The sequence below is a fragment of the Streptomyces sp. NPDC026575 genome (genome assembly GCF_055567415.1).
The window spans coordinates 168,228-188,080 of sequence record NZ_JBVHQM010000011.1; the positions used below are offsets into that span (position 1 = coordinate 168,228).

The window sequence follows — 19,853 nt, forward strand, 5'->3', positions numbered from 1 at the left end:
GCCCCTCGCACCCCCCAAGGAACCGCCATGCCCCGACGGCACGACCCGCGACGGACGTCCACGCCCCGCCCCAACCCGCTGGACGCGGCGGGCATCACCTTCATCGACTACAAGGACACCGATCTGCTGCGGAAGTTCCTCTCGGACCGCGGCAAGATCCGCAGCCGCCGGGTCACCCGGGTCACCGCGCAGCAGCAGCGCCGGCTGGCCAGGGCGATCAAGAACGCACGGGAGATGGCCCTGCTCCCGTACGCGTCACGGTGACGGCCGCCGCCTCGACGGGGGGACGCCCTGCCCCCGATGGCCCGGGGCGGCGCCGTGTGACGGGTAGGAGATTCCCTACGTTTGACGCGTAGGGAATCTCCTACGTATGTTCGGGGGTGTGAACGCCACTCCGATACGCCAACAGGGCCCGGCCGGACCGCCCGCCACCGGTTCCGACCCGGACCGGGTCTTCGCGGCGCTGGCCAACGGCACCCGGCGCGAGGTGCTGCGGCTGCTGCGCGAGGGCGGGCCGCAGTCCGTCCAGGCGCTGGCCGAGCACTTCGCGATGCGCCGCCCCAGCCTGTCCGAGCATCTGAAGGTGCTGCGGGAGGCCGGGCTGGTGAGCGAGGAGCGGGCCGGCCGGCAGCGGATCTACCGCCTGGAGGCCGTACCCCTCAGCGAGGTGCAGGAGTGGCTCGGCCCCTACGAGCGGTTCTGGCGCGCGAAGCTCGCGGGCCTGGGGGAGCTGCTCGACCGCATCCCCGACGAAGAGGCGCAATGAACTCCGATGCTTTCGAGGCCCCGGCGGACGAGCCGGCCGACGCGACGACCATCCGTCTCGCGCAGTTCTTCCCGCATCGCCCCGCCAAGGTCTGGCGGGCGCTGACCGAGCCCGAGCTGCTGGCCCGGTGGATGATGCCCGGCGACTTCCGGCTGGAGGTCGGCCATCGCTACGAGATGACGACACTGCCGCGGCCGAACACCGACTTCTCCGGCACCGTCGTCGCCGAGGTGCTGGCCTTCGAGCCGGAGAAGATGCTGCGGCTGCGCTGGCAGGACGCCGACGAGGGGCAGGGCGGCCGCGCCGACTGGACGATCACCTGGACCCTGGAACCCGAAGGGCGTGGCACACGTCTCTTCCTCGTCCATGAGGGATTCGACCCGGACGATCCGTACCAGGTGCAGGCGCACCGCATCATGGGCGGCGGCTGGCGGTCGATTGTGGGGGAGCGGTTGGGGAAGGTGCTCGACGAGCTGTGACCAGCCCGGCACCGGCTGTCGTGCACGTGCATCTGCGCATGCATTCGCATGTGAACGCAGCTATGATCCGGGGCAGTTGACACCGTTTATCACCGGGAGATCCCTGTGCCCCACGCATACAACGGCATGGCCGCAACGGATCTTCGTGATGTGTCGTGGCAGAAGAGCCGGCACAGCAACTCCCAGGGCTCCTGCGTGGAGTTCGCCAAGCTGCCCGGGGGAGAGATCGCGGTGCGCAACTCCCGCTTCCCCGACGGCCCCGCGCTCGTCTACACCCCGGCGGAGGTCCGGGCGATGCTGCTCGGCGTCAAGGACGGGGAGTTCGACCACCTCGTACGGGACTGAGTCGGCGTACGGGGCTCACCGGTGCGCGCCCTGCCGCGCGCCGGGTACCCATAACGCGACCGGGCGCCCGTAGGTGACGGTGCGCCCGGTGTGGGATCGGCCGCGGACGGCCCGCGGCACGCCCTACGGCAGCCGGAAGAGCGCCCACACGATCTTGCCGTGGGTGGCACCGGACAGCGGGTGCCAGCCCCAGCTGTCGCTGAAGGACTCGACCAGGTAGAGCCCGCGCCCCGACTCGTCGGCGGAGTCGGCCTCGCCGGCGATCGGTGAATCGTCGCTCGGGTCCCGTACGGCGCAGATCAGCCGCTGCGACCAGCGCATCAGATGCAGCCGGGCGGGCGGTGCGGCGCCGGTGCGCTCCGGTGCGGCGAGGATCGCGTGGCGCAGCGCGTTGGTGACGAGTTCGGAGACGACCAGGGCGACCGGGTCGAAGAGCTCGTCGAGCTCCCAGCCCTGCAGGGTGTCGCGGGTGAACTGCCGTGCGCAGCGCACCGATTCGTAGCGCGGGGGGAGTGTGCACGAGGCGGATCCGGAGACGGCCAGCGGGCCGACGGGAGGAAAGCCCTGCCATAACGGCTCGAGCATGGTCAAAACCTTGGTCCCCATGCGAGGCACTCCTGGCGTTCGCGGACGTCATGACCCTGGCCGGTCAGCCGGATCTGGCGGATCTTTCACGAGCGTGCATGCGTGCGACGCCTATGGTTCCCAATGTGCGAGACAGATGCAAGGGCAGATGCACGTGCACGCGCCGGTATTGCGACAGCGCGAACCGATTTGCTCGGAATTCTTTCCGCCGGTTCTTGTGGAGGCCGTGCGTGGGCCTCACATATCAGTAACCGGATGAGCACTCAACGAAGCGCGGACGTGGCAGACTTCGGCCCACTGTTGGACGGGTGGGGGTCACAGGAGGGTCTGAGAGGTGTCCGGAAGTGAGTCGAGCGGGTCGGTGGTGCGGCGGATCCTGCTCGGGTCGCAGCTTCGCCGCCTGCGTGAATCCCGTGGGATAACCCGCGAGGCGGCCGGCTACTCGATCCGTGCGTCCGAATCGAAGATCAGTCGCATGGAGTTGGGCAGGGTGAGCTTCAAGGCACGCGATGTCGAGGACCTGCTCACGCTGTACGGAGTCGGTGACGCGCAGGAGCGTGCGGCGCTGTTGTCCCTGGCGCGCGAGGCGAATGTCGCGGGCTGGTGGCACAGTTACACGGATGTGCTTCCCGGCTGGTTCCAGACGTATGTGGGCCTGGAAGGCGCCACGTCTCTCATACGGGTGTACGAAGTCCAGTTCGTGCACGGGCTGCTCCAGACGGAGAGCTATGCCCAGGCCGTCGTCAAACGGGGCATGCCCGACGCCGGGCCCGCCGAGATAGAGCGCCGGGTCGCGCTGCGCATGGAGCGCCAGAAGCTGCTCGTCGCCGAGCGGCCGGCGCAGTTCCACTGCGTGCTGGACGAGGCGGCGCTGCGCCGCCCGTACGGCGAACGCGAGGTCATGCGCGAGCAGCTGAGGCATCTGATCGAGGTGTCCGAGCGGCCGAATGTGCGCCTCCAGGTGATGCCCTTCAGTCTGGGCGGGCACTCGGGCGAGAGCGGCGCCTTCACCATGCTGGGTTTCCAGGAGTCGGGACTGCCGGATGTCGTCTATCTGGAGCAGCTGACAAGTGCGCTCTATGTGGACAAGCCGGAGGAAGTGGCGCAGTACGGGCGGGTGATGGACCGCCTCCAGGCGGACGGGCCCGGCCCCGCAGAGACCAGAGATCTCCTGCGCGGACTGCTCCAACTCATGTGACGCGTCGGTAGGATGGCACACCATCAGGAGTCAGCACCCCCCAACTTGGCGCCTCGCGTGCCCTGTTCTCCAGATCGGGATGGCATGTCCTACTTCGACGACTTGGCCTATCAGTTCATCGGCGGTGAGTGGCGCTCCGGAAGCGGCTCGTGGGACATCGTCGACTTCAATCCCTATAACGGCGAGAAGCTGACCTCCATACCCGTCGCCACGGTCGAGGAGATCGACCAGGCATACCGCGCCGCCGAGCGCGCGCAGCGGGAGTGGGGCGCGGTCAATCCGTACACCCGCCGGCTGGTCTTCGAGCGGGTGCTGCGGATCATCGACGACCGCGAGGCGGAGCTGGCCGAGGCGATCACCGCCGAGGTCGGCGGGACGCTCGCGAAGGTGGGCTTCGAGCTCCATCTGGCCAGGGAGTTCCTGCGCGAGGCGATCCAGCTGGCGCTGCGCGCCGAGGGCCGCATCCTGCCCTCGCCCATCGACGGCAAGGAGAACCGCCTCTACCGGCTGCCGGTCGGGGTCGTCGGCGTCATCAGCCCCTTCAACTTCCCCTTCCTGCTGTCGATCAAGTCGGTCGCGCCGGCCATCGCGCTGGGCAACGCCGTCGTCCTCAAGCCGCACCAGAACACGCCGGTCTGCGGCGGCGGGCTGGTCGCCCGGATCTTCGAGGAGGCCGGGCTGCCGGCCGGTGTGCTCAACGTCGTCGTCACCGACATCGCCGAGATCGGGGACGCGCTGATCGACCACCCGGTGCCCAAGACCATCTCCTTCACCGGCTCGGAGAAGGTCGGCCGGCACGTCGCCACCGTCGCCGCCGCCCACTTCAAGCACACGGTGCTGGAGCTGGGCGGCAACAGCGCGCTGGTGGTCCTCGACGACGCGGACGTCGACTACGCGGTGGACGCCGCGGTCTTCAGCCGCTTCGTGCACCAGGGGCAGGTCTGCATGGCCGCCAACCGCGTGCTCGTGGACCGCGCCGTGGAGCGGGAGTTCACCGAGAAGTTCGTCGCCAAGGTCGCGTCCCTGAAGGTGGGCGACCCCACCGATCCGCAGACCCATATCGGCCCGCTGATCAACGAGGGCCAGGCCGAGGCCGTCACCGCCCTGGTGGACCGCGCCGTCGCCGAGGGCGCCACGCCGCTGCTGCACGGCGCGGCCCGCGGCACACTCGTTGCGCCGAGCGTGCTGAGCGGGCTGCCGGCGGACTCCCCGCTGCTCACGCAGGAGGTCTTCGGCCCGGTCGCGGTGCTGGTCCCCTTCGACGGGGACGAGGAGGCCGTACGGCTCACCAACGCCACGCCCTACGGGCTCAGCGGCGCCGTGCACACCGGTGACATCGAGCGGGGCGTGCGCTTCGCCAAGCGCATCGAGACCGGCATGTTCCACGTCAACGACGCCACCGTGCACGACGAGCCGATCGTGCCCTTCGGCGGCGAGAAAGCCTCCGGACTGGGGCGGCTGAACGGCGACGCCATGGTGGAGGCCTTCACCACCACCAAGTGGATCTCCATTCAGCACGGGCGCTCGCAGTTCCCCTTCTGAAGCGGGGACCGCACCGGCTGCGAGTTGCGGACAGAAGCTGACCGCAAGGGCTCGTAGCGTGTGTGAGGTCGGAAGGGCGGCGGTCGGCCGCCCGGGATGTCACGAAAGGCGGACCCCATGCCCACTCACGTCCCTGCCGAGGCCCACGGCGACGAGACCGGCGCGCTGCTGTCCTTCCTGGAGGCCCAGCGCGGCGGGCTGCGACGGGCGGTCCTCGGGCTGACCGACGCCCAGGCGAGCAAGCGGCCGAGCGCCAGCGAGCTGTCCCTGGCCGGGCTGCTCAAGCATGTCGCGGAGACCGAGCAGGGCTGGATCGAGACCGCGCAGGAGCGGCCGCACTCCATCGAGCGGACCGAGGCCACCTGGCATCTGAGCTTCCAGCTGGAGGACGGCGAGACCCTGGCGGGCGTGCTGGAGTTCTGGGACGGCGTCGCCCGGCGGACGGAGGAGTTCATCCGCTCCGTACCGAGCCTGAACGACACCTTCCCGCTGCCCGAGGCGCCGTGGTTCCCGCCCCGGGCCCGGCAGTCGATGCGCTGGCTGCTGCTGCATCTGATCGAGGAGACCGCCCGGCACGCCGGCCACGCCGACATCCTCCGCGAGTCCCTGGACGGCAGGACGGCGTTCGGGCTGGTGGACGAGGAGCGGGCGGCGCGGGAGGGGTAGCGCCCGCCTCGGGCCCCGGCGCGCTCTAGGCTGACGGCAGGGGGCCGCGAGGGATTGAGGAGACGATGTCGGCGATCCGGCTGTTGGTATTGGGTGCCGTGCGGCAGCACGGGCGGGCGCACGGCTATCAGGTGCGCAACGACCTGGAGTACTGGGGCGCCCACGAGTGGTCCAACGCCAAGCCCGGCTCGATCTACCACGCGCTCAAGCAGATGGCCAAGCAAGGGCTGCTGCGCGCCCATGACATCGCGCCCAGCACCGTCGGCGGTCCGCCGCGTACCGAGTACGAGCTGACCGCGGCGGGCGAGGCGGAGTACTTCGCGCTGCTGCGCACGGCGCTGTCCGAGCACGACCAGAAGTCCGACATGCTCAGCGCGGGCATCGGCTTCGTCGTCGATCTGCCGCGAGAGGAGGCGCTGGCGCTGCTCAGGCGGCGGGTGCGGGGCCTGGAGGAGTGGCGCGGCACGGTCACCGGGTACTACACGCCCGCGGAGGGGCCCGGACAGCTCGGCCATATCGGCGAGATCATGAACATGTGGCTGCACTCCGCGGACAGCGGCGCGGAGTGGACGCGCGGGCTGATCGAGCGCATCGAGGGCGGTGCGTATGTCTTCGCCGGCGAGGGCGAGCCGTTCGTGGGGGTGCTCGCGGAGGGGCAGGAGAACCCGTACGCGACGAAGGAGGCCCACCCCGGGGACCGGCGCTAGGTCGTGTCGCGGGGCGCCCGCCGGCCAAGTTTGGCGCGTAACCGGGTGGGCGGGTGCCGGGTTTCGCGGGCCGGGCCCCCGGCGGTGGGCCGGCTGCCAGTATGGCGTCATGGCGAACAAGCGATCGATTACGCGCATCGATGTGGCGCCCCGTCTGGTCGCCCTCGGCATCGTGGCGAAGGAGGCGGCCGAGGAGGCCCTCGGGAGGGTACGGGACTGGGCGGACGCGCCGCTGGAGGACGGTGAACTGGCCGAGGTGCTCGTCGAGTTCGGCGTGGCCCTCGCCGTGTACGCGGACGACGTCGACGATCTGGAGGAGTCCTACCGGAGCACTCTGGAGGAGGCCGCGGCGTGCTGTGGCGGGCCGGTCGTCGTGAGCGACGTCAGGCTGATCAGGGGCGCGGGCGGCCGGGACCGACTGGAGTTCGTCCGAGGCGGTGAGCGGATCGGCCGGCCCGCCGAGCACGGCGCCGGCCGGTCCCTGAGCCGGTCGGCCGTCTTCGCGTGCCTGGGCCGCTTGGCGCCCGGCGGCGCGGACGAACGGACCTTCCACCGGGTGCTGCCGGACGCCGGCGCGGCGGCCGACGGCGAGGTGTACGTCCTGGTCACGCCCGGCCAGGCGGCCGCGCTCCGGGCGGAGTTCGGCCTGGTCCTGGACGACGGTGCGCCGTGAGGTCAGTGGTGGAAGGCGGTCGCCATCGACTCCGGCCGGTCCAGCGGGCGCGATTGCGCGCGGAGCTCGGGCAGCAGCGCCTCCAGGTCCGCCAGGAACAGGTCGGCGAGGTCCTGGGAGAAGCCGTTGCGGCAGACCACCCTCAGGACCGAGAGGTCCTCGCGGTGCGGCGGGAAGGTGTAGGCGGGGATCAGCCAGCCGCGTTCCTTCAGCCGCCGGGAGACGTCGAAGACGTCGAAGGACTTGACGTCGGCGGCGGTGGTGAAGGCGAAGACCGGCAGCTGGTCGCCGCGGGTGAGCAGGGTGAAGTCGCCCAGTGCGCCGATGCGTTCGGCCGTGGAGCAGGCCACGTCCCGGGTCGCCTGCTGTACGGCGCGGTAGCCGTCCCGGCCGAGCCGCAGGAAGGTGTAGTACTGGGCGGCGACCTGCGCGCCGGGGCGGGAGAAGTTGAGCGCGAAGGTCGGCATGTCGCCGCCCAGGTAGTTGACGCGGAAGACCAGCTCTTCCGGCAGTGCCCGGGCGTCGCGCCACAGCGCCCAGCCGACGCCGGGGTAGACCAGGCCGTACTTGTGGCCCGAGGTGTTGATGGAGGCGACCCGGGGCAGCCGGAAGTCCCAGACCAGGTCCGGGTCGACGAACGGCGCGACCATCGCGCCGGACGCGCCGTCCACATGGACCGGGATGTCCCAGCCCTGCTTCTCCTGGACCTCGTCGAGCGCCGCGCAGATCTCGGCCACCGGCTCGTAGGACCCGTCGAAGGTCGAGCCGAGGATCGCGACCACGCCGATGGTGTTCTCGTCGCACAGCGCGGCGGCGGAGGCGGCGTCGAGATGGAGGCGGTCGCCCTCCATCGGGACCTGGCGCGCCTCGACCTCCCAGAAGTTGCAGAACTTCTCCCAGCAGACCTGGACGTTGGCGCCCATGATGAGGTTGGGCCGGGCGCTGCCCGGATAGCGGTCCTTGTTGCGCTGCATCCAGCGCCGCTTGAAGGCCATCCCGGCGAGCATGCATGCCTCGCTGGACCCGGTGGTGGAGCAGCCGACGGCGGCGGACGGGTCGGGCGCGTGCCACAGGTCGGCGAGCATCGCCACGCACCGCCGCTCCAGTTCGGCGGTGCGCGGGTACTCGTCCTTGTCGATCATGTTCTTGTCCCGGCACTCCGCCATCAGGACGCCGGCCTGCGGCTCCATCCAGGTCGTCACGAACGTCGCCAGGTTCAGCCGAGAGTTGCCGTCCAGCATCAGCTCGTCGTGCACGAACTGATAGGCGGTGTGCGGGGCGACCGGGCCGTCGGGCAGCGTGTGCCGGGGCGGCGAGGTCTGCATGCCGGCGACCGGGTCGGCCTCGCCGTAGAACGGGTTGACCGGGTTTCCGGTGTGCCGGCGGTCGGATTCCGACGCGCCCTTGTGCAGAGTCATCTGTCGCCCATCCGTCAACTCGTCGGTGCAAGGCCGTGTGTGATGGCTTTGGTGAACTTCACCACGCGCTCGGCCTGGATTCGGGCGGCGGTGCGCGCGGCGTCGTCGAGCGGGGTGTCCGGGCCGCCGACGTGGGAGGTGCCGTAGGGATTGCCGTCGGTGTACTTCGCCGGGTCGGTGTAGCCCGGGGCGATGAGGATGCCGCCGAAGTGGTGGACGGTCTGGTAGAGCGCGAGCAGGGTGGACTCCTGGCCGCCGTGCCGGGTGGCGCTGGCGGTGAAGCCGCTGTAGACCTTGTCGGCCAGCCTGCCCTGCTGCCAGAGGCCGCCCAGGGTGTCGAGGTACTGCTTGAGCTGGGAGGACACATTGCCGAAGCGGGTCGGGGTCCCCAGGATCACCGCGTCCGCCCAGAGCATGTCCTCGTGGGTGGCCTCCAGGATGTCCGCGGTGGCCGCGGCGTTCGCCGCCCAGGCCGGGTTGGCGTCGATGGCCGTCTGCGGGGCCAGCTCGGCCGCCCTGCGCAGTCGTACGTCGGCTCCGGCGTGCTCGGCCGCGTCCGCGATCAGCCGGGCGAGCTCGGCGATGGTGCCGGTCGACGAGTAGTAGATGACGGCCACGTGGACGTCGTGCACGGGCATGGACGTACCTCCTGGAACCCGACAATAGGGGCATATGTGGTACGTAGCCTCCAGGGTTCGCCCAGTGGAAGCGCGAACGGGCGGGCGGCCCGCCCTACGGCAGCCGCCCGCCCGCACCCGGATCGATCCGCTCCGAAGAGCTCCGCTCAGCTCGCGCTCGCCAGCGACAGCTTCGCCGCGAAGCCGAGGAACGCCGCGCCGGCGCCCGCGGACAGCCCGGCCGTCAGCCGCCTGCGGCGCCGGAAGGTCGCCGCCAGGAACGTCCCGCTGAAGATCAGGACCGACAGATAGCTGAAGCTGAACAGCTGCGCCCAGGCGCCCAGCGTCAGGAACGACAGCACCGGGTGCGCGTAGGACGGGTCGACGAACTGTACGAAGAAGGAGATGAAGAACAAGATCGCCTTCGGGTTGAGCAGGCTGACCACGAGCGCCCGGCGGAACGGCCGCTCGACGGCCTCCTTCGCCGCCTTGGGCGCCCCCTCCTTCCGCTCCGCCCGGCGCGCCTCCCGGCCGCGCCACAGCGCCCAGGCGCCGCGCAGCATCCCGACCGCGAGCCATGTCAGATAGCCCGCGCCGGCGAACTTCACGATGGCGAACAGCACCGGGCTGGTCTGCAGCAGCGAGGCCACCCCGCCCGCCGACAGCGTCATCAGCACCGTGTCGCCGCACAGCACACCGGCCGCCGCGCGGTACGCCACCCGGGGGCCGCGCCGGGCCGCCACCGACACCACGTACAGCGAATTGGGGCCCGGCAGCAGAATGATCAGCGCCAGCCCCACCAAATAGGTGGACAGATCCGTTATCCCCAGCATGGGCGGCAGGATCTCACCCCCCGATGCCGCCGCCACCGGATTTTTCAGCATGCGGACTTGCACCTCACGCGGCGTGAGGACACATCGTGGAGCGCGTACCGAGAAGGGAGTGGAAATGAGCTATTCGGTAGGGCAGGTCGCGGCCTTCGCCGGCGTGACGGTGCGCACCCTGCACCACTACGACGAGATCGGGCTGCTGCTGCCCGGCGAACGCAACCACGCAGGCCACCGCCGCTACGGCGACGAGGACCTGGACCGGCTGCAGCAGATCCTCTTCTACCGGGAGCTCGGCTTTCCGCTCGAAGAGGTCGCGGCCCTCCTGGACGACCCGGACACCGACCCGCAGGAGCACCTGCGGCGCCAGCACGAGCTGCTGACCGCGCGGATCGGCAGACTCCAGGAGATGGCCGCGGCCGTCGAACACGCGATGGAGGCACGCAGAATGGGGATCAACCTCACCCCCGAGGAGAAGTTCGAGGCATTCGGGGACTTCGACCCCGACCAGTACACGCAGGAGGTCGAGGAGCGCTGGGGGCACACCGACGCCTACAAGGAGTCGCAGCGGCGGACGGCCGCGTACACCAAGGACGACTGGAAGCGGCTGATGGCGGAGTTCGACGCCATCCACCGCAAGATGGCCGACCTGCTCGGGCAGGGGGTGCCGGCCGGCTCCGAGGCGGCGATGGACGTGGCCGAGGAGCACCGCCGGTTCATGGACGGCACGTACTACACGTGCAGCCACGAGTTCCACACCTGCCTCGGCGAGATGTACGTCGCCGACGAGCGCTTCACCGCCACGTACGAGGCGATCAGGCCCGGTCTCGCGGTCTACCTGCGCGACGCGATCGTCGCCAACGCCGCCCGACACCAGTGATCCGTACGGGCCGGAGCACCGCCTCCGGCCCGTACGGGTGTGCCGCCGGGCGGGCTCAGCTCTTCGGCGCGATCACCACGGCCGTCCCGTAGGCGCACACCTCGGTGCCCACGTCGGCGGCCTCCGTGACATCGAAGCGGAACATCAGCACCGCGTTCGCGCCGCGCGCGCGGGCCTGCTCCACCAGCCGCTGCATCGCCTGGTTGCGGGTCTCGACGAGGGTCTTGGTCAGCCCCCGCAGCTCGCCGCCGACCAGCGACTTCAGGCCCGCGCCGATCTGGCTGCCGAGGTGGCGGGAGCGCACGGTCAGGCCGAAGACCTCGCCGATCACCCGGTCCACATGAAACCCCGGCACGTCGTTGGTCGTCACGACCAGGACGTCCGACTGCTCGTGCTGCCCACCGCCGTACTCATCGATGCCCATGGGTGCGCACCTCCTTGTGGCCAGCATCACCCGGTCCCGGGGGCGCGGCCAGCGGTCGGGGAGCGGTCGGGTGGAGGCCGGCGAGGCCCGCCTGGAACCACGGGGGGCCGCGCGGCGTTGATAGTTTTGGGCCGCACACGCGCCTGCAACCCCGTCGCTCGCACGATCCGGCGCCCTCGACCCAGGAGCCTTCACCCCGTGAATACTCTCGCGCTCGGCCCCCAGTGGCTGGACCCGGACTATCTGATCGCGACTTTCGGCCTGATCGGCGTCCTGGTCATCGTCTTCGCGGAGTCCGGCCTGCTGATCGGCTTCTTCCTGCCGGGTGACTCGCTGCTGTTCACCACCGGTCTGCTGGTGACCACGAACAAGCTGGACAAGCCGCTGTGGCTGGTGTGCGCGCTGGTCGTGCTGGCCGCCGTCCTGGGCGACCAGGCCGGATACCTCTTCGGCCGGAAGGTCGGGCCCTCGCTCTTCAAGCGCCCCGACTCCCGCCTGTTCAAGCAGGAGAACGTCGAGAAGGCGCACGACTTCTTCGAGAAGTACGGCCCCAAGTCGCTGATCCTGGCCCGCTTCGTGCCGATCGTGCGGACCTTCACGCCGATCGTCGCCGGTGTGAGCCGGATGAACTACCGCTCCTTCATCACCTTCAACATCATCGGCGGCACGCTGTGGGGCGCCGGCGTCACCCTGCTCGGCGCGCTGCTCGGGAACATCGAGTTCGTCCACAAGAACATCGAGATGATGCTGGTCGCGATCGTGCTGATCTCCGTGGTCCCGATCGCCATCGAGTTCCTGCGCGCCCGCGGCAAGGCCAAGGCGGAGCAGCCGGCGGCGGAATCCGGCCCCGCGCGGCCGCACGGCGCCCCGGCGGAGCCCCGCCGCGGCCGCCACGCCAAGCGCTGACGCACCACGGGCGGGTCTGCCGGGCCCGTCCGCACCCGTCTCCGGCACGGGGCCGGGTGGACGCCACCGCGCGGTGTCCGGCTATGTACGCCCCGGGCAAGCGCGCCGACGCGGCATCAGGCATCGTGTCCTTGACCACCCCCCAGGAGGCCAACAAGGAGCGAAGACCCGTGGCGTCGGATCCACACGTATCGGAGCAGACAGGCGGAGCCGAGGACCGCAAGCCCCTGTCGGACGAGGCGCACTCCGCCTTCACCCCGCCGCTCGGCGTCCCCTTGCCCCCGCCACCCGAGGAGGAGCACCCCACCTCCGAGTTCGCCCTCCCCACCGGTCTGCGTCCGGAGGCGCCGACCGAGCCGGAGGGATCCGCTTTCGCACCGCCCGGCAGCACCACCGGGCAGACCCCGCTGCCCGCCCCCGTCGGCGCCACCGCCCTCAGCCTGGCGTTCACCCCGCCGCACGGGATACCCGCCGTCAGCCTCACCAAGGAAGCCCCTTGGCAGGACCGGATGCGGACCATGCTGCGCATGCCGATCCACGAGCGCCCGGTCCCCGAACGCGTGGAGCGCGGCGACGAGGAGACCGGCCCGGCCGTCCCCCGCGTACTCGACCTGACGCTGCGTATCGGCGAGATCCTGCTGGCCGGCGGCGAGGGCGCCGAGGACGTCGAGGCCGCCATGTTCGGTGTCGCGCACGCCTACGGGCTGGAGCGGGTCGAGCCGACCGTCACCTTCACGCTGCTGTCGATCTCGTACCAGCCCTCACTGGTCGACGACCCGGTCACGGCCAGCCGGACGGTGCGCCGCCGCGGCGTCGACTACACCCGGCTGTCCGCGGTCTTCCGGCTCGTCGACGACATCACCTCCGAGGGCATCACCCTCGAAGAGGCATACCGCGGTCTCGCCGAGATACGCCGTAACCGCCACCCCTACCCGAGCTGGGCGCTGACGGTGGCCTCCGGTCTGCTGTCCGGCGCCGCGTCCATGCTGGTCGGCGGTACGGCGCTGGTGTTCCTCGCGGCCGCGGTGGGCTCGATGCTCGGCGACCGGCTGGCCTGGCTGGCGTCCGGGCGCGGGCTGCCGGAGTTCTACCAGTTCGTGGTCGCGGCGATGCCGCCCGCCGCCGTGGGCGTCGCCTTCGGCCTGGCCCACGCCAATGTGCAGGCGTCGGCGGTCATCACCGGTGGGCTGTTCGCCCTGATCCCGGGGCGGGCGCTGGTCGCCGGCGTCCACGACGGGCTGACCGGCTATTACATCACCGCCGCTGCCCGTCTGCTGGAGGTCGGCTACCTCATCGTCGGCATCGTCGTCGGCGTGCTCAGCGTGCTCTACATCGGGCTCCAGCTGAACCCCGGACTCAAGCGGATCGACCCCGAGCAGGCGCTGGGGATCTACAACGAGCCGCTGGTGCAGATCACCGCGTCGATGCTGCTGGCGCTGGCGTTCTGCGTGCTGCTTCAGCAGGAACGTTCCACTGTCGCCTTCGCGACCCTGAACGGCGGCGTCGCCTGGGTGGTGTACGGCGCCCTCGTCTATGTCGCCGGCATCAACCCGGTGCCCGCCACCGCCATCGCGGCCGGACTGGTCGGCCTCTTCGGCCAGTTGCTCTCCCGCTACCGCTATGCGTCCGCGCTGCCGTACGTGACCGCCGCCATCGGCCCGCTGCTGCCCGGTAGCGCCACGTACTTCGGCCTGCTCAACTTCGCCCAGGGCCACCTGGTGCAGGGCCTGACGTCCCTGGTCCAGGCCGCTTCGCTGGCGCTGGCCATCGCCGTGGGGGTCAATCTCGGCGCCGAGGTCGCCCGGCTGTTCCTGCGCGCACCCTCCATCCAGGAGGAGGCCGGCGGCCGCCGTGCGGCCAAGCGCACCCGCGGGTTCTAGGGCCTGTCCGATGGGTCGGGCCCGGCCAGGACCCATCGGACAGGCCCTAGCAGGGCCCCTCACGCACGACGGGCGGCAACCCGACTGGGTGCCGCCCGTTCGCGTACGAAAATCAGCGCGTCAGTGCGCGCCGCCCTGCGCCTCAAGGCGCTTGAAGGAGGCCTCGATCTCGGCCTCGGCCTCGGCGCGGCCGACCCAGTTGGCGCCCTCGACGGACTTGCCCGGCTCCAGGTCCTTGTAGACCTCGAAGAAGTGCTGGATCTCCAGGCGGTCGAACTCCGACACGTGGTGGATGTCGCGCAGGTGCTCCACCCGCGGGTCGGACGCCGGGACGCACAGCAGCTTGTCGTCGCCGCCGGCCTCGTCCGTCATACGGAACATGCCGATGGCGCGGCACTTGATGAGGCAGCCGGGGAAGGTCGGCTCGTCCAGGATGACGAGGGCGTCCAGCGGGTCGCCGTCCTCGCCCAGGGTGTTCTCGACAAAGCCGTAGTCGGCCGGGTAGCTGGTCGAGGTGAAGAGTCGACGGTCCAGGCGGATCCGACCGGTCTCGTGGTCCACCTCGTACTTGTTCCGCGAACCCTTCGGGATCTCGATGGTGACGTCGAACTCCACGGGTGGCTCCTCCATGATCAACACATACGTCTGGTGATTAAGTGTCCCCCACGCAGGTGTGTGGTGGCGAAAGGGGCTGGTCCGAGGTGCCGGAGACCAGAACATGGCAGGTCAGATGGCAGTCGGTGCAGCGCTCCGCGCGGGCGGCGACCCGCGCGGCGGGGCAGCGCGCACAGGCGGCACCCGATGCCGCGCGGCGGGCCTGGCAGGCCATACCGCGCCACACCCAGCAGACCTGGCAGCTGACGGCGGTCTCCGCAGCCACCGGGCTGGCGGTCGCGATCGCCGCGGTGGCGGCGGCCGGCCCGTGGGACTCCGGTCAGCGTACGGCCGAGCGCGCGGAGGCGGCCGTGATGGACGGCTCCAGTGGCGAGCATCACGCCGCGGAGCCCGATGCCAGGCCCAGCGCCCCTCCGGTGCTGGCCGCACTCGGCGGCCCCACGCCCGGCGCCGCGGGCCGCGGCGCCGCCCCCGTCCCCACCGGCGAGGGGCTGGGCGACGCCCTCGACCCGCTGCTGGAGGACCCGGCGCTGGGCCCGCTGCGCACCGCCTCCGTCCTCGACGTGGCCGCCGGCCGCGAGGTCTTCGGCGCCGGCCAGACCAGGCCCGCCACCCCGGCGTCCACCGTCAAGATCGCCACCGCGGTCGCGGCCCTGGCCGCCCGCGGCCCCGATCACCGCATCGACACCACCGTCGTCATGGGCGGCAAGGACCGCATCGTGCTCGTGGGCGCCGGCGACCCCACCCTCACCGCCCGCGCCCCCCGGCCGGGCGCCGCCGAACAGCCCGCCAACCTGCGCACTCTCGCCGACGCCACCGCCCGTGCCCTCCGGCACCGCCACCTCACCAAGATCAGCCTCGGCTACGACGCCTCCGCCTACTCGGGCCCCGTCGAGCACCCCATCGGCCCCAACGAGAACCTCGCCCCGGTCACCGCGCTGATGGCCGACGAGGCGCGCCTGGACGACAGCGAACACGGCCCCGCACCGCGCGAGGCGGACCCGGCCGACGCCGCCGCCCGCACCTTCGCCGACCTCCTCCACCAGCGCGGCATCACCGTCGACGGCGAGCCCTCCGCCGCCAAGGCCCCCGCGCGGCCCGACCGCCTCGCCACCGTCCGCTCCCTGCCGCTCTCCGCCCTCGTGGAGCGGATGCTCACCTACTCCGACAACGACATCGCCGAGGCGCTGGCCCGCCAGGCCGCCCTCGGCTCCCGCCAGCCGGCCAGCTTCGCCGGCGCCGGCAAGGCCGTACGCACCGCCCTGGCCCGTCTCCGCCTGCCCCTTGAGGGCGCCGTCTTCGCGGACGGCAGCGGCCTGGACCGCGCCGACCGGGTCAGCGCCTCCCTGCTCTCCCGCCTCCTGATGACGGCCTCCGCCCCCGACCACGGCGCCCTGCGCCCGGTGGTCACCGGCCTGCCGGTGGCCGCGTTCACCGGCACCCTCAGCAACCGCTACGAGGGCCAGAGCGCCGGCGCCGGCGCCGTACGCGCCAAGACCGGCACCCTCACCGGCGTGAACACCCTCGCCGGCACCGTCGTCGACGCCGACGGCCGCCTCCTGGTCTTCGCCTTCATGACCACCGGCACCACGGACGCGCAGGGCGCCCAGCGGGCCCTGGACAAACTGGCGTCTGCGGTGGCCAATTGCGGATGCCGCTAGTCGCTGCGCTTGGCCTGCTTCCCACGTTGTCGGCTGTCCCGCCGTGGTGGTTTCTCGCCGTTGCGCCTGCGGCGGGCGGTTGTTTGTCGGGTGCGGTGACAGCCCTACGGACTCCGTCCTACGGTCTGTCCCCTCCCGTGGGTGGGTGGGAAGAGAGGCCGGTGGGGGCTGGCCTCGTCAGTCGACCGCGCGCACATGAAGGCTGACGTGCACCCCCACGGTTTTTTCCCACCCATCCACGGGAGGGGGCGGGCCGGAGGGGCTGGGTGTCCGGACGTAAAGCGCAGCAGTCCGGACACCCAGCCCCGGAGGACCGACACCGGCACCCGAAAGCCCCGCGCAGCGGCCCCAGCCCGCCGCTGGGGGTACCTCCCACGCCCTTTAGGCAGTGGGGGAGCAACGACGAGAAACTCTCACGGCGGGACAGCCGAAAACGTGGGAGGCGGGCCAAGCGCAGCGAAACGGCTTACCACCCCTCTCGCTCGCCCCGTACGGTGAACTCATGACGAGCATCGGTGGAGCCGAGATGGTCGACTGGAATCTCGCGGTGACGACCGCGACCCGTTTCGTGCGGCCGGGCCCGGAGGTGAGCCGGGACGAGGCGCGGGCGATCGTCGCCGAGCTGCGCAAGCACGCCAAGGCATCCGAGGCGCATGTGCGCGCCTTCACGCGGATGGCACAGCCCGACGCGACGGGCGAGACGCCCCATGACACACCGGTTCTGGTCGTGGACCGGCCCGGCTGGATCAGGGCCAACGTCGCGGGGTTCCGGGCCGTGCTCAAGCCGCTGCTGGCCAAGATGGAGGACCGCCGCTCGACGGTCCCCGGGGGCGCGGTGCTCGGCGCGGTCGGCGGCAAGGTGACCGGTGTGGAGCTGGGCATGCTGCTGTCGTTCCTGGCGTCGCGGGTGCTCGGCCAGTACGAGACGTTCGCGCCGGCCTCCCGGAGCCTGCCGGCCGCGGCCCAGGGCGGCAGGCTGCTGCTCGTCGCGCCGAACATCGTCCATGTGGAGCGCGAGCTGGAGGTCGAACCGCACGACTTCCGGCTGTGGGTGTGCCTCCACGAGGAGACCCACCGCACCCAGTTCACCGCCGTCCCGTGGTTGCGCGACCACATCGAGGGCGAGATCCAGTCGTTCCTCGGGGAGACCGACATCGATCCGGGCACCCTCCTGGAGCGGCTGCGCGAGGCCGCCCAGTCGCTGGCCGGCGCCAAGCCCGAGGGCGAGGAGGGCGAGGAGGGCCGCTCCCTCGTCGATCTGGTGCAGACACCGGCGCAGCGCGAGATCCTCGGGCGGTTGACGGCCGTGATGTCCCTCCTGGAGGGGCACGCGGATTATGTGATGGACGGCGTGGGACCCGATGTCGTGCCGTCGGTCGCCGAGATCCGGGAGAAGTTCCAAAAGCGGCGGGCGAGCGGTGCCGGCCGGCTCGACCTGGCGCTGCGTAAACTGCTCGGCCTGGACGCCAAGCTGCGGCAATACCGCGACGGCGAGCGCTTCGTGCGCGCGGTCGCGGAGGAGGTCGGCATGGACGGCTTCAACCGGGTGTGGACGTCGCCGAACACCCTCCCCACCAAACAAGAGATCGCCAAACCGGCGGACTGGATCGCGCGGGTGCACCGCAAGGCGGATGGGGCACCGTAGAGGAACGTGGTGAGCTGGGCACGCCGCGTGGCAGAAGAGCGCCCCTTCAATCACCCGTCTGAGGGACCGTTGGCGAGGGATAGGCGTGCAATGCTCGGGGAACCGCTCGCCTCTGTCACCATCTAGGCACTCTGTGTGACGAAAACGCCCTCACCGGCTGAGGCTCCCCAGCTGAACGATTGGAAACGGACATGGGTCCCCATCCAGCGGTCGCCGCGATACGCCTGGCGGTCCGCCGCGTACTCCACGACGTGCTCACCCACCACTGCGCACAGGACCGGCACGAGCCCCCGCTCGTGCTCGTCGCGTGCTCCGGCGGCGCCGATTCCATGGCGCTCGCCTCCGCTCTCGCCTTCGAGGCCCCCAAGCTGGGCGTCCGCGCCGGGGGCGTCACCATCGACCACGGCCTCCAGCCGGGCTCCGATCTCCGCGCCGCCGAGGTCGCCCTGCGGCTGCGGGCCCTGCGGCTGGACCCCGTAGAGGTCGTCGCCGTCACCGTGGGCCGCGAGGGAGGCCCCGAGGCCGCCGCCCGGGACGCCCGCTACGCCGCCCTCGACGCCACCGCCGAGCGCCACGGCGCCGCCGCGATCCTCCTCGGCCACACCCGGGACGACCAGGCCGAGACGGTGCTCCTCGGCCTCGCCCGCGGCTCCGGCACCCGCTCGCTCTCCGGGATGGCCGCGAGCTCCGGTACGGGCGGCCGCTACCGTCGCCCCTTCCTGGACGTGGACCGCCAGACCGCCCGCAAGGCCTGCCTGATCCAGTCGCTGCCCGTCTGGGACGACCCGCACAACACCGACCCCGCCTACACCCGCTCACGGCTGCGCCACGAAGGGCTGCCTGCCCTGGAGAAGGCGCTCGGCAAGGGCGTCGTCGAGGCGCTGGCCCGCACCGCCCAGCTCTCCCGCGACGACGCCGACGCACTGGACGCCTGGGCCGTCGCGGCCGAGGGCACGGTGCTCGACGACTCCGGCACGCTCGACGTCGCCGCCCTGTTCGCGCTGCCGCCCGCGGTCCGCCGCCGGGTGCTGCGCCGGGCGGTCATCGCCGCCGGCTCCCCGGCCGGTTCGCTCTTCGCCCGCCACATCGAGGAAGTGGACCGGCTGATCACCGCCTGGCGGGGGCAGGGGGCCATCAACCTCCCCGGGCGCGTGGGTGTTCGCCGGCAGGGTGGCAGACTGGTCATTCGGCAGGGCTGAGCCGCAGACGCCGCCCGGCCTGTGAAGTCACACGACTTCTGCAGTCTCACGACTGGCGTGAACACCGAACCGAGCGAGAGTGGCACGGGTGGACGACAAGGACATGGGCCCCGACCTTCAGTCGGTACTCATCACCAAGGAAGAGATCGACGCGAAGCTGGCGGAGCTGGCTGCGAAGATCGACGCGGAGTACGCGGGCAAGGACCTGCTCATCGTCGGCGTCCTCAAGGGCGCCGTGATGGTGATGGCGGACCTGGCGCGTGCGCTGTCCACCCCCGTCACGATGGACTGGATGGCCGTGTCCTCATACGGCGCGGGCACCCAGTCCTCCGGCGTGGTCCGCATCCTCAAGGACCTGGACACCGACATCAAGGGCAAGCACGTCCTGATCGTCGAGGACATCATCGACTCCGGCCTGACGCTGTCGTGGCTGCTGTCCAACCTCGGCTCGCGCGAGCCCGCCTCCCTTGAGGTCTGCACGCTGCTGCGCAAGCCGGACGCGGCCAAGGTCGCCATCGACGTGAAGTGGATCGGCTTCGACATCCCCAACGAGTTCGTCGTCGGCTACGGCCTGGACTTCGCGGAGAAGTACCGCAATCTGCCGTTCGTCGGCACCCTCGCCCCGCACGTCTACGGCGGCTGAGACCGCCACTTCCGACCGGCGGGAACCCTTTCGGGCTTCCCGCCGTTGGAGCAGGGAGAGCGGAATCCTCGGCTTCATGTTCACTGTCGGCGCAGGCGCCGGGTGACAATGCTGGGGTACCGTCCGAAGGCAGTTCTTTTTCGGGCCAGTAATACACCGTACGCACGACCAGCCCTC

The 19,853-nt window shown here is 71.1% G+C and carries 22 protein-coding genes; 16 read left to right on the forward strand and 6 right to left on the reverse strand.

Translation table 11 applies throughout. The features are described from left to right. Window positions 1-27: 27 nt before the first annotated feature. The 4 genes from rpsR to ACZ4NB_RS17770 all read left to right on the forward strand — a co-directional run bounded on the left by rpsR (window position 28) and on the right by ACZ4NB_RS17770 (window position 1,590). Entirely contained in the window at window positions 28-264 is a 237-nt protein-coding gene (rpsR, locus tag ACZ4NB_RS17755) for a 30S ribosomal protein S18 (RefSeq protein ID WP_467662479.1), read from the forward strand. A gap of 118 nt (window positions 265-382) precedes the next feature. Continuing rightward, window positions 383-766, forward strand: a complete 384-nt coding sequence (locus ACZ4NB_RS17760) for an ArsR/SmtB family transcription factor (protein ID WP_467662481.1) — start codon at window positions 383-385, stop codon at window positions 764-766. After that, entirely contained in the window at window positions 763-1,245 is a 483-nt protein-coding gene (locus tag ACZ4NB_RS17765; protein ID WP_467662483.1) for an SRPBCC family protein, read from the forward strand. The genes ACZ4NB_RS17760 and ACZ4NB_RS17765 overlap by 4 nt, the downstream gene beginning before the upstream one ends. A 105-nt stretch (window positions 1,246-1,350) precedes the next feature. Then, complete coding sequence (locus tag ACZ4NB_RS17770; protein WP_467662485.1) at window positions 1,351-1,590, forward strand: DUF397 domain-containing protein; 240 nt, start codon at window positions 1,351-1,353, stop codon at window positions 1,588-1,590. A gap of 123 nt (window positions 1,591-1,713) precedes the next feature. Here ACZ4NB_RS17770 and ACZ4NB_RS17775 read toward each other — a convergent pair whose 3' ends face one another. Next, window positions 1,714-2,196: an ATP-binding protein gene (locus ACZ4NB_RS17775; RefSeq protein ID WP_467662487.1), complete on the reverse strand. Its 483-nt coding sequence runs from the start codon at window positions 2,194-2,196 to the stop codon at window positions 1,714-1,716. A 313-nt stretch (window positions 2,197-2,509) separates the two neighbouring features. Here ACZ4NB_RS17775 and ACZ4NB_RS17780 point away from each other — a divergent pair, with 313 nt between their 5' ends. From ACZ4NB_RS17780 to ACZ4NB_RS17800, 5 genes are all read left to right on the forward strand, one after another. Then, on the forward strand, window positions 2,510-3,373 hold the full coding sequence (locus tag ACZ4NB_RS17780) for a helix-turn-helix domain-containing protein (RefSeq protein ID WP_467662489.1): 864 nt from the start codon (window positions 2,510-2,512) through the stop codon (window positions 3,371-3,373). An 84-nt stretch (window positions 3,374-3,457) separates the two neighbouring features. Further along, window positions 3,458-4,915, forward strand: coding sequence for an aldehyde dehydrogenase family protein (locus ACZ4NB_RS17785; protein ID WP_467662491.1), 1,458 nt, complete (start codon window positions 3,458-3,460; stop codon window positions 4,913-4,915). A gap of 117 nt (window positions 4,916-5,032) precedes the next feature. After that, the gene (locus ACZ4NB_RS17790; RefSeq protein ID WP_467662493.1) at window positions 5,033-5,581 is read left to right on the forward strand and encodes a DinB family protein; all 549 of its coding nucleotides are present in this window, start codon (window positions 5,033-5,035) and stop codon (window positions 5,579-5,581) included. Window positions 5,582-5,646: 65 nt separating this feature from the next. Continuing rightward, window positions 5,647-6,288, forward strand: coding sequence for a PadR family transcriptional regulator (locus ACZ4NB_RS17795; RefSeq protein WP_467662495.1), 642 nt, complete (start codon window positions 5,647-5,649; stop codon window positions 6,286-6,288). A 109-nt stretch (window positions 6,289-6,397) separates the two neighbouring features. Further along, on the forward strand, window positions 6,398-6,961 hold the full coding sequence (locus ACZ4NB_RS17800; RefSeq protein WP_467662497.1) for a hypothetical protein: 564 nt from the start codon (window positions 6,398-6,400) through the stop codon (window positions 6,959-6,961). A gap of 2 nt (window positions 6,962-6,963) precedes the next feature. Here the strand turns inward: ACZ4NB_RS17800 and ACZ4NB_RS17805 are convergent, their stop codons facing one another. From ACZ4NB_RS17805 to leuE, 3 genes are all read right to left on the reverse strand, one after another. After that, window positions 6,964-8,379, reverse strand: a complete 1,416-nt coding sequence (locus ACZ4NB_RS17805) for a glutamate decarboxylase (RefSeq protein WP_467662499.1) — start codon at window positions 8,377-8,379, stop codon at window positions 6,964-6,966. Window positions 8,380-8,393: 14 nt separating this feature from the next. Then, entirely contained in the window at window positions 8,394-9,017 is a 624-nt protein-coding gene (gene wrbA, locus ACZ4NB_RS17810) for an NAD(P)H:quinone oxidoreductase (RefSeq protein ID WP_467662501.1), read from the reverse strand. Between the two features lie 146 nt (window positions 9,018-9,163). Further along, complete coding sequence (gene leuE / locus ACZ4NB_RS17815; RefSeq protein WP_467662503.1) at window positions 9,164-9,829, reverse strand: leucine efflux protein LeuE; 666 nt, start codon at window positions 9,827-9,829, stop codon at window positions 9,164-9,166. A gap of 115 nt (window positions 9,830-9,944) precedes the next feature. Between leuE and ACZ4NB_RS17820 the strand changes: the two genes are divergently transcribed. Next, the gene (locus ACZ4NB_RS17820; protein WP_467662505.1) at window positions 9,945-10,703 is read left to right on the forward strand and encodes a MerR family transcriptional regulator; all 759 of its coding nucleotides are present in this window, start codon (window positions 9,945-9,947) and stop codon (window positions 10,701-10,703) included. A gap of 55 nt (window positions 10,704-10,758) precedes the next feature. Here the strand turns inward: ACZ4NB_RS17820 and ACZ4NB_RS17825 are convergent, their stop codons facing one another. Then, window positions 10,759-11,127 carry a YbjQ family protein gene (locus tag ACZ4NB_RS17825; RefSeq protein ID WP_393486419.1) on the reverse strand — a complete coding sequence of 123 codons (369 nt, stop codon included), beginning with the start codon at window positions 11,125-11,127 and terminating at the stop codon, window positions 10,759-10,761. A 198-nt stretch (window positions 11,128-11,325) separates the two neighbouring features. On the opposite strand from ACZ4NB_RS17825, the gene ACZ4NB_RS17830 reads away from it, so the two are divergent. Together ACZ4NB_RS17830 and ACZ4NB_RS17835 are read left to right on the forward strand one after the other, a co-directional pair. Then, window positions 11,326-12,033, forward strand: coding sequence for a DedA family protein (locus ACZ4NB_RS17830; protein WP_467662507.1), 708 nt, complete (start codon window positions 11,326-11,328; stop codon window positions 12,031-12,033). A 170-nt stretch (window positions 12,034-12,203) separates the two neighbouring features. Beyond that, on the forward strand, window positions 12,204-13,913 hold the full coding sequence (locus tag ACZ4NB_RS17835) for a threonine/serine exporter family protein (RefSeq protein ID WP_467662509.1): 1,710 nt from the start codon (window positions 12,204-12,206) through the stop codon (window positions 13,911-13,913). A gap of 120 nt (window positions 13,914-14,033) precedes the next feature. Here the strand turns inward: ACZ4NB_RS17835 and ACZ4NB_RS17840 are convergent, their stop codons facing one another. Then, the gene (locus ACZ4NB_RS17840) at window positions 14,034-14,528 is read right to left on the reverse strand and encodes an inorganic diphosphatase (RefSeq protein WP_017949744.1); all 495 of its coding nucleotides are present in this window, start codon (window positions 14,526-14,528) and stop codon (window positions 14,034-14,036) included. An 86-nt stretch (window positions 14,529-14,614) separates the two neighbouring features. Between ACZ4NB_RS17840 and dacB the strand changes: the two genes are divergently transcribed. From dacB to hpt, 4 genes are all read left to right on the forward strand, one after another. Next, window positions 14,615-16,189: a D-alanyl-D-alanine carboxypeptidase/D-alanyl-D-alanine endopeptidase gene (dacB, locus tag ACZ4NB_RS17845; protein ID WP_467662511.1), complete on the forward strand. Its 1,575-nt coding sequence runs from the start codon at window positions 14,615-14,617 to the stop codon at window positions 16,187-16,189. 502 nt (window positions 16,190-16,691) lie between these two features. Then, window positions 16,692-17,834 carry a zinc-dependent metalloprotease gene (locus tag ACZ4NB_RS17850; RefSeq protein WP_467662513.1) on the forward strand — a complete coding sequence of 381 codons (1,143 nt, stop codon included), beginning with the start codon at window positions 16,692-16,694 and terminating at the stop codon, window positions 17,832-17,834. 191 nt (window positions 17,835-18,025) lie between these two features. Then, entirely contained in the window at window positions 18,026-19,033 is a 1,008-nt protein-coding gene (gene tilS / locus ACZ4NB_RS17855) for a tRNA lysidine(34) synthetase TilS (RefSeq protein WP_467662515.1), read from the forward strand. Between the two features lie 103 nt (window positions 19,034-19,136). Continuing rightward, window positions 19,137-19,676, forward strand: coding sequence for a hypoxanthine phosphoribosyltransferase (gene hpt, locus ACZ4NB_RS17860; RefSeq protein ID WP_467662631.1), 540 nt, complete (start codon window positions 19,137-19,139; stop codon window positions 19,674-19,676). Window positions 19,677-19,853: the final 177 nt, after the last annotated feature.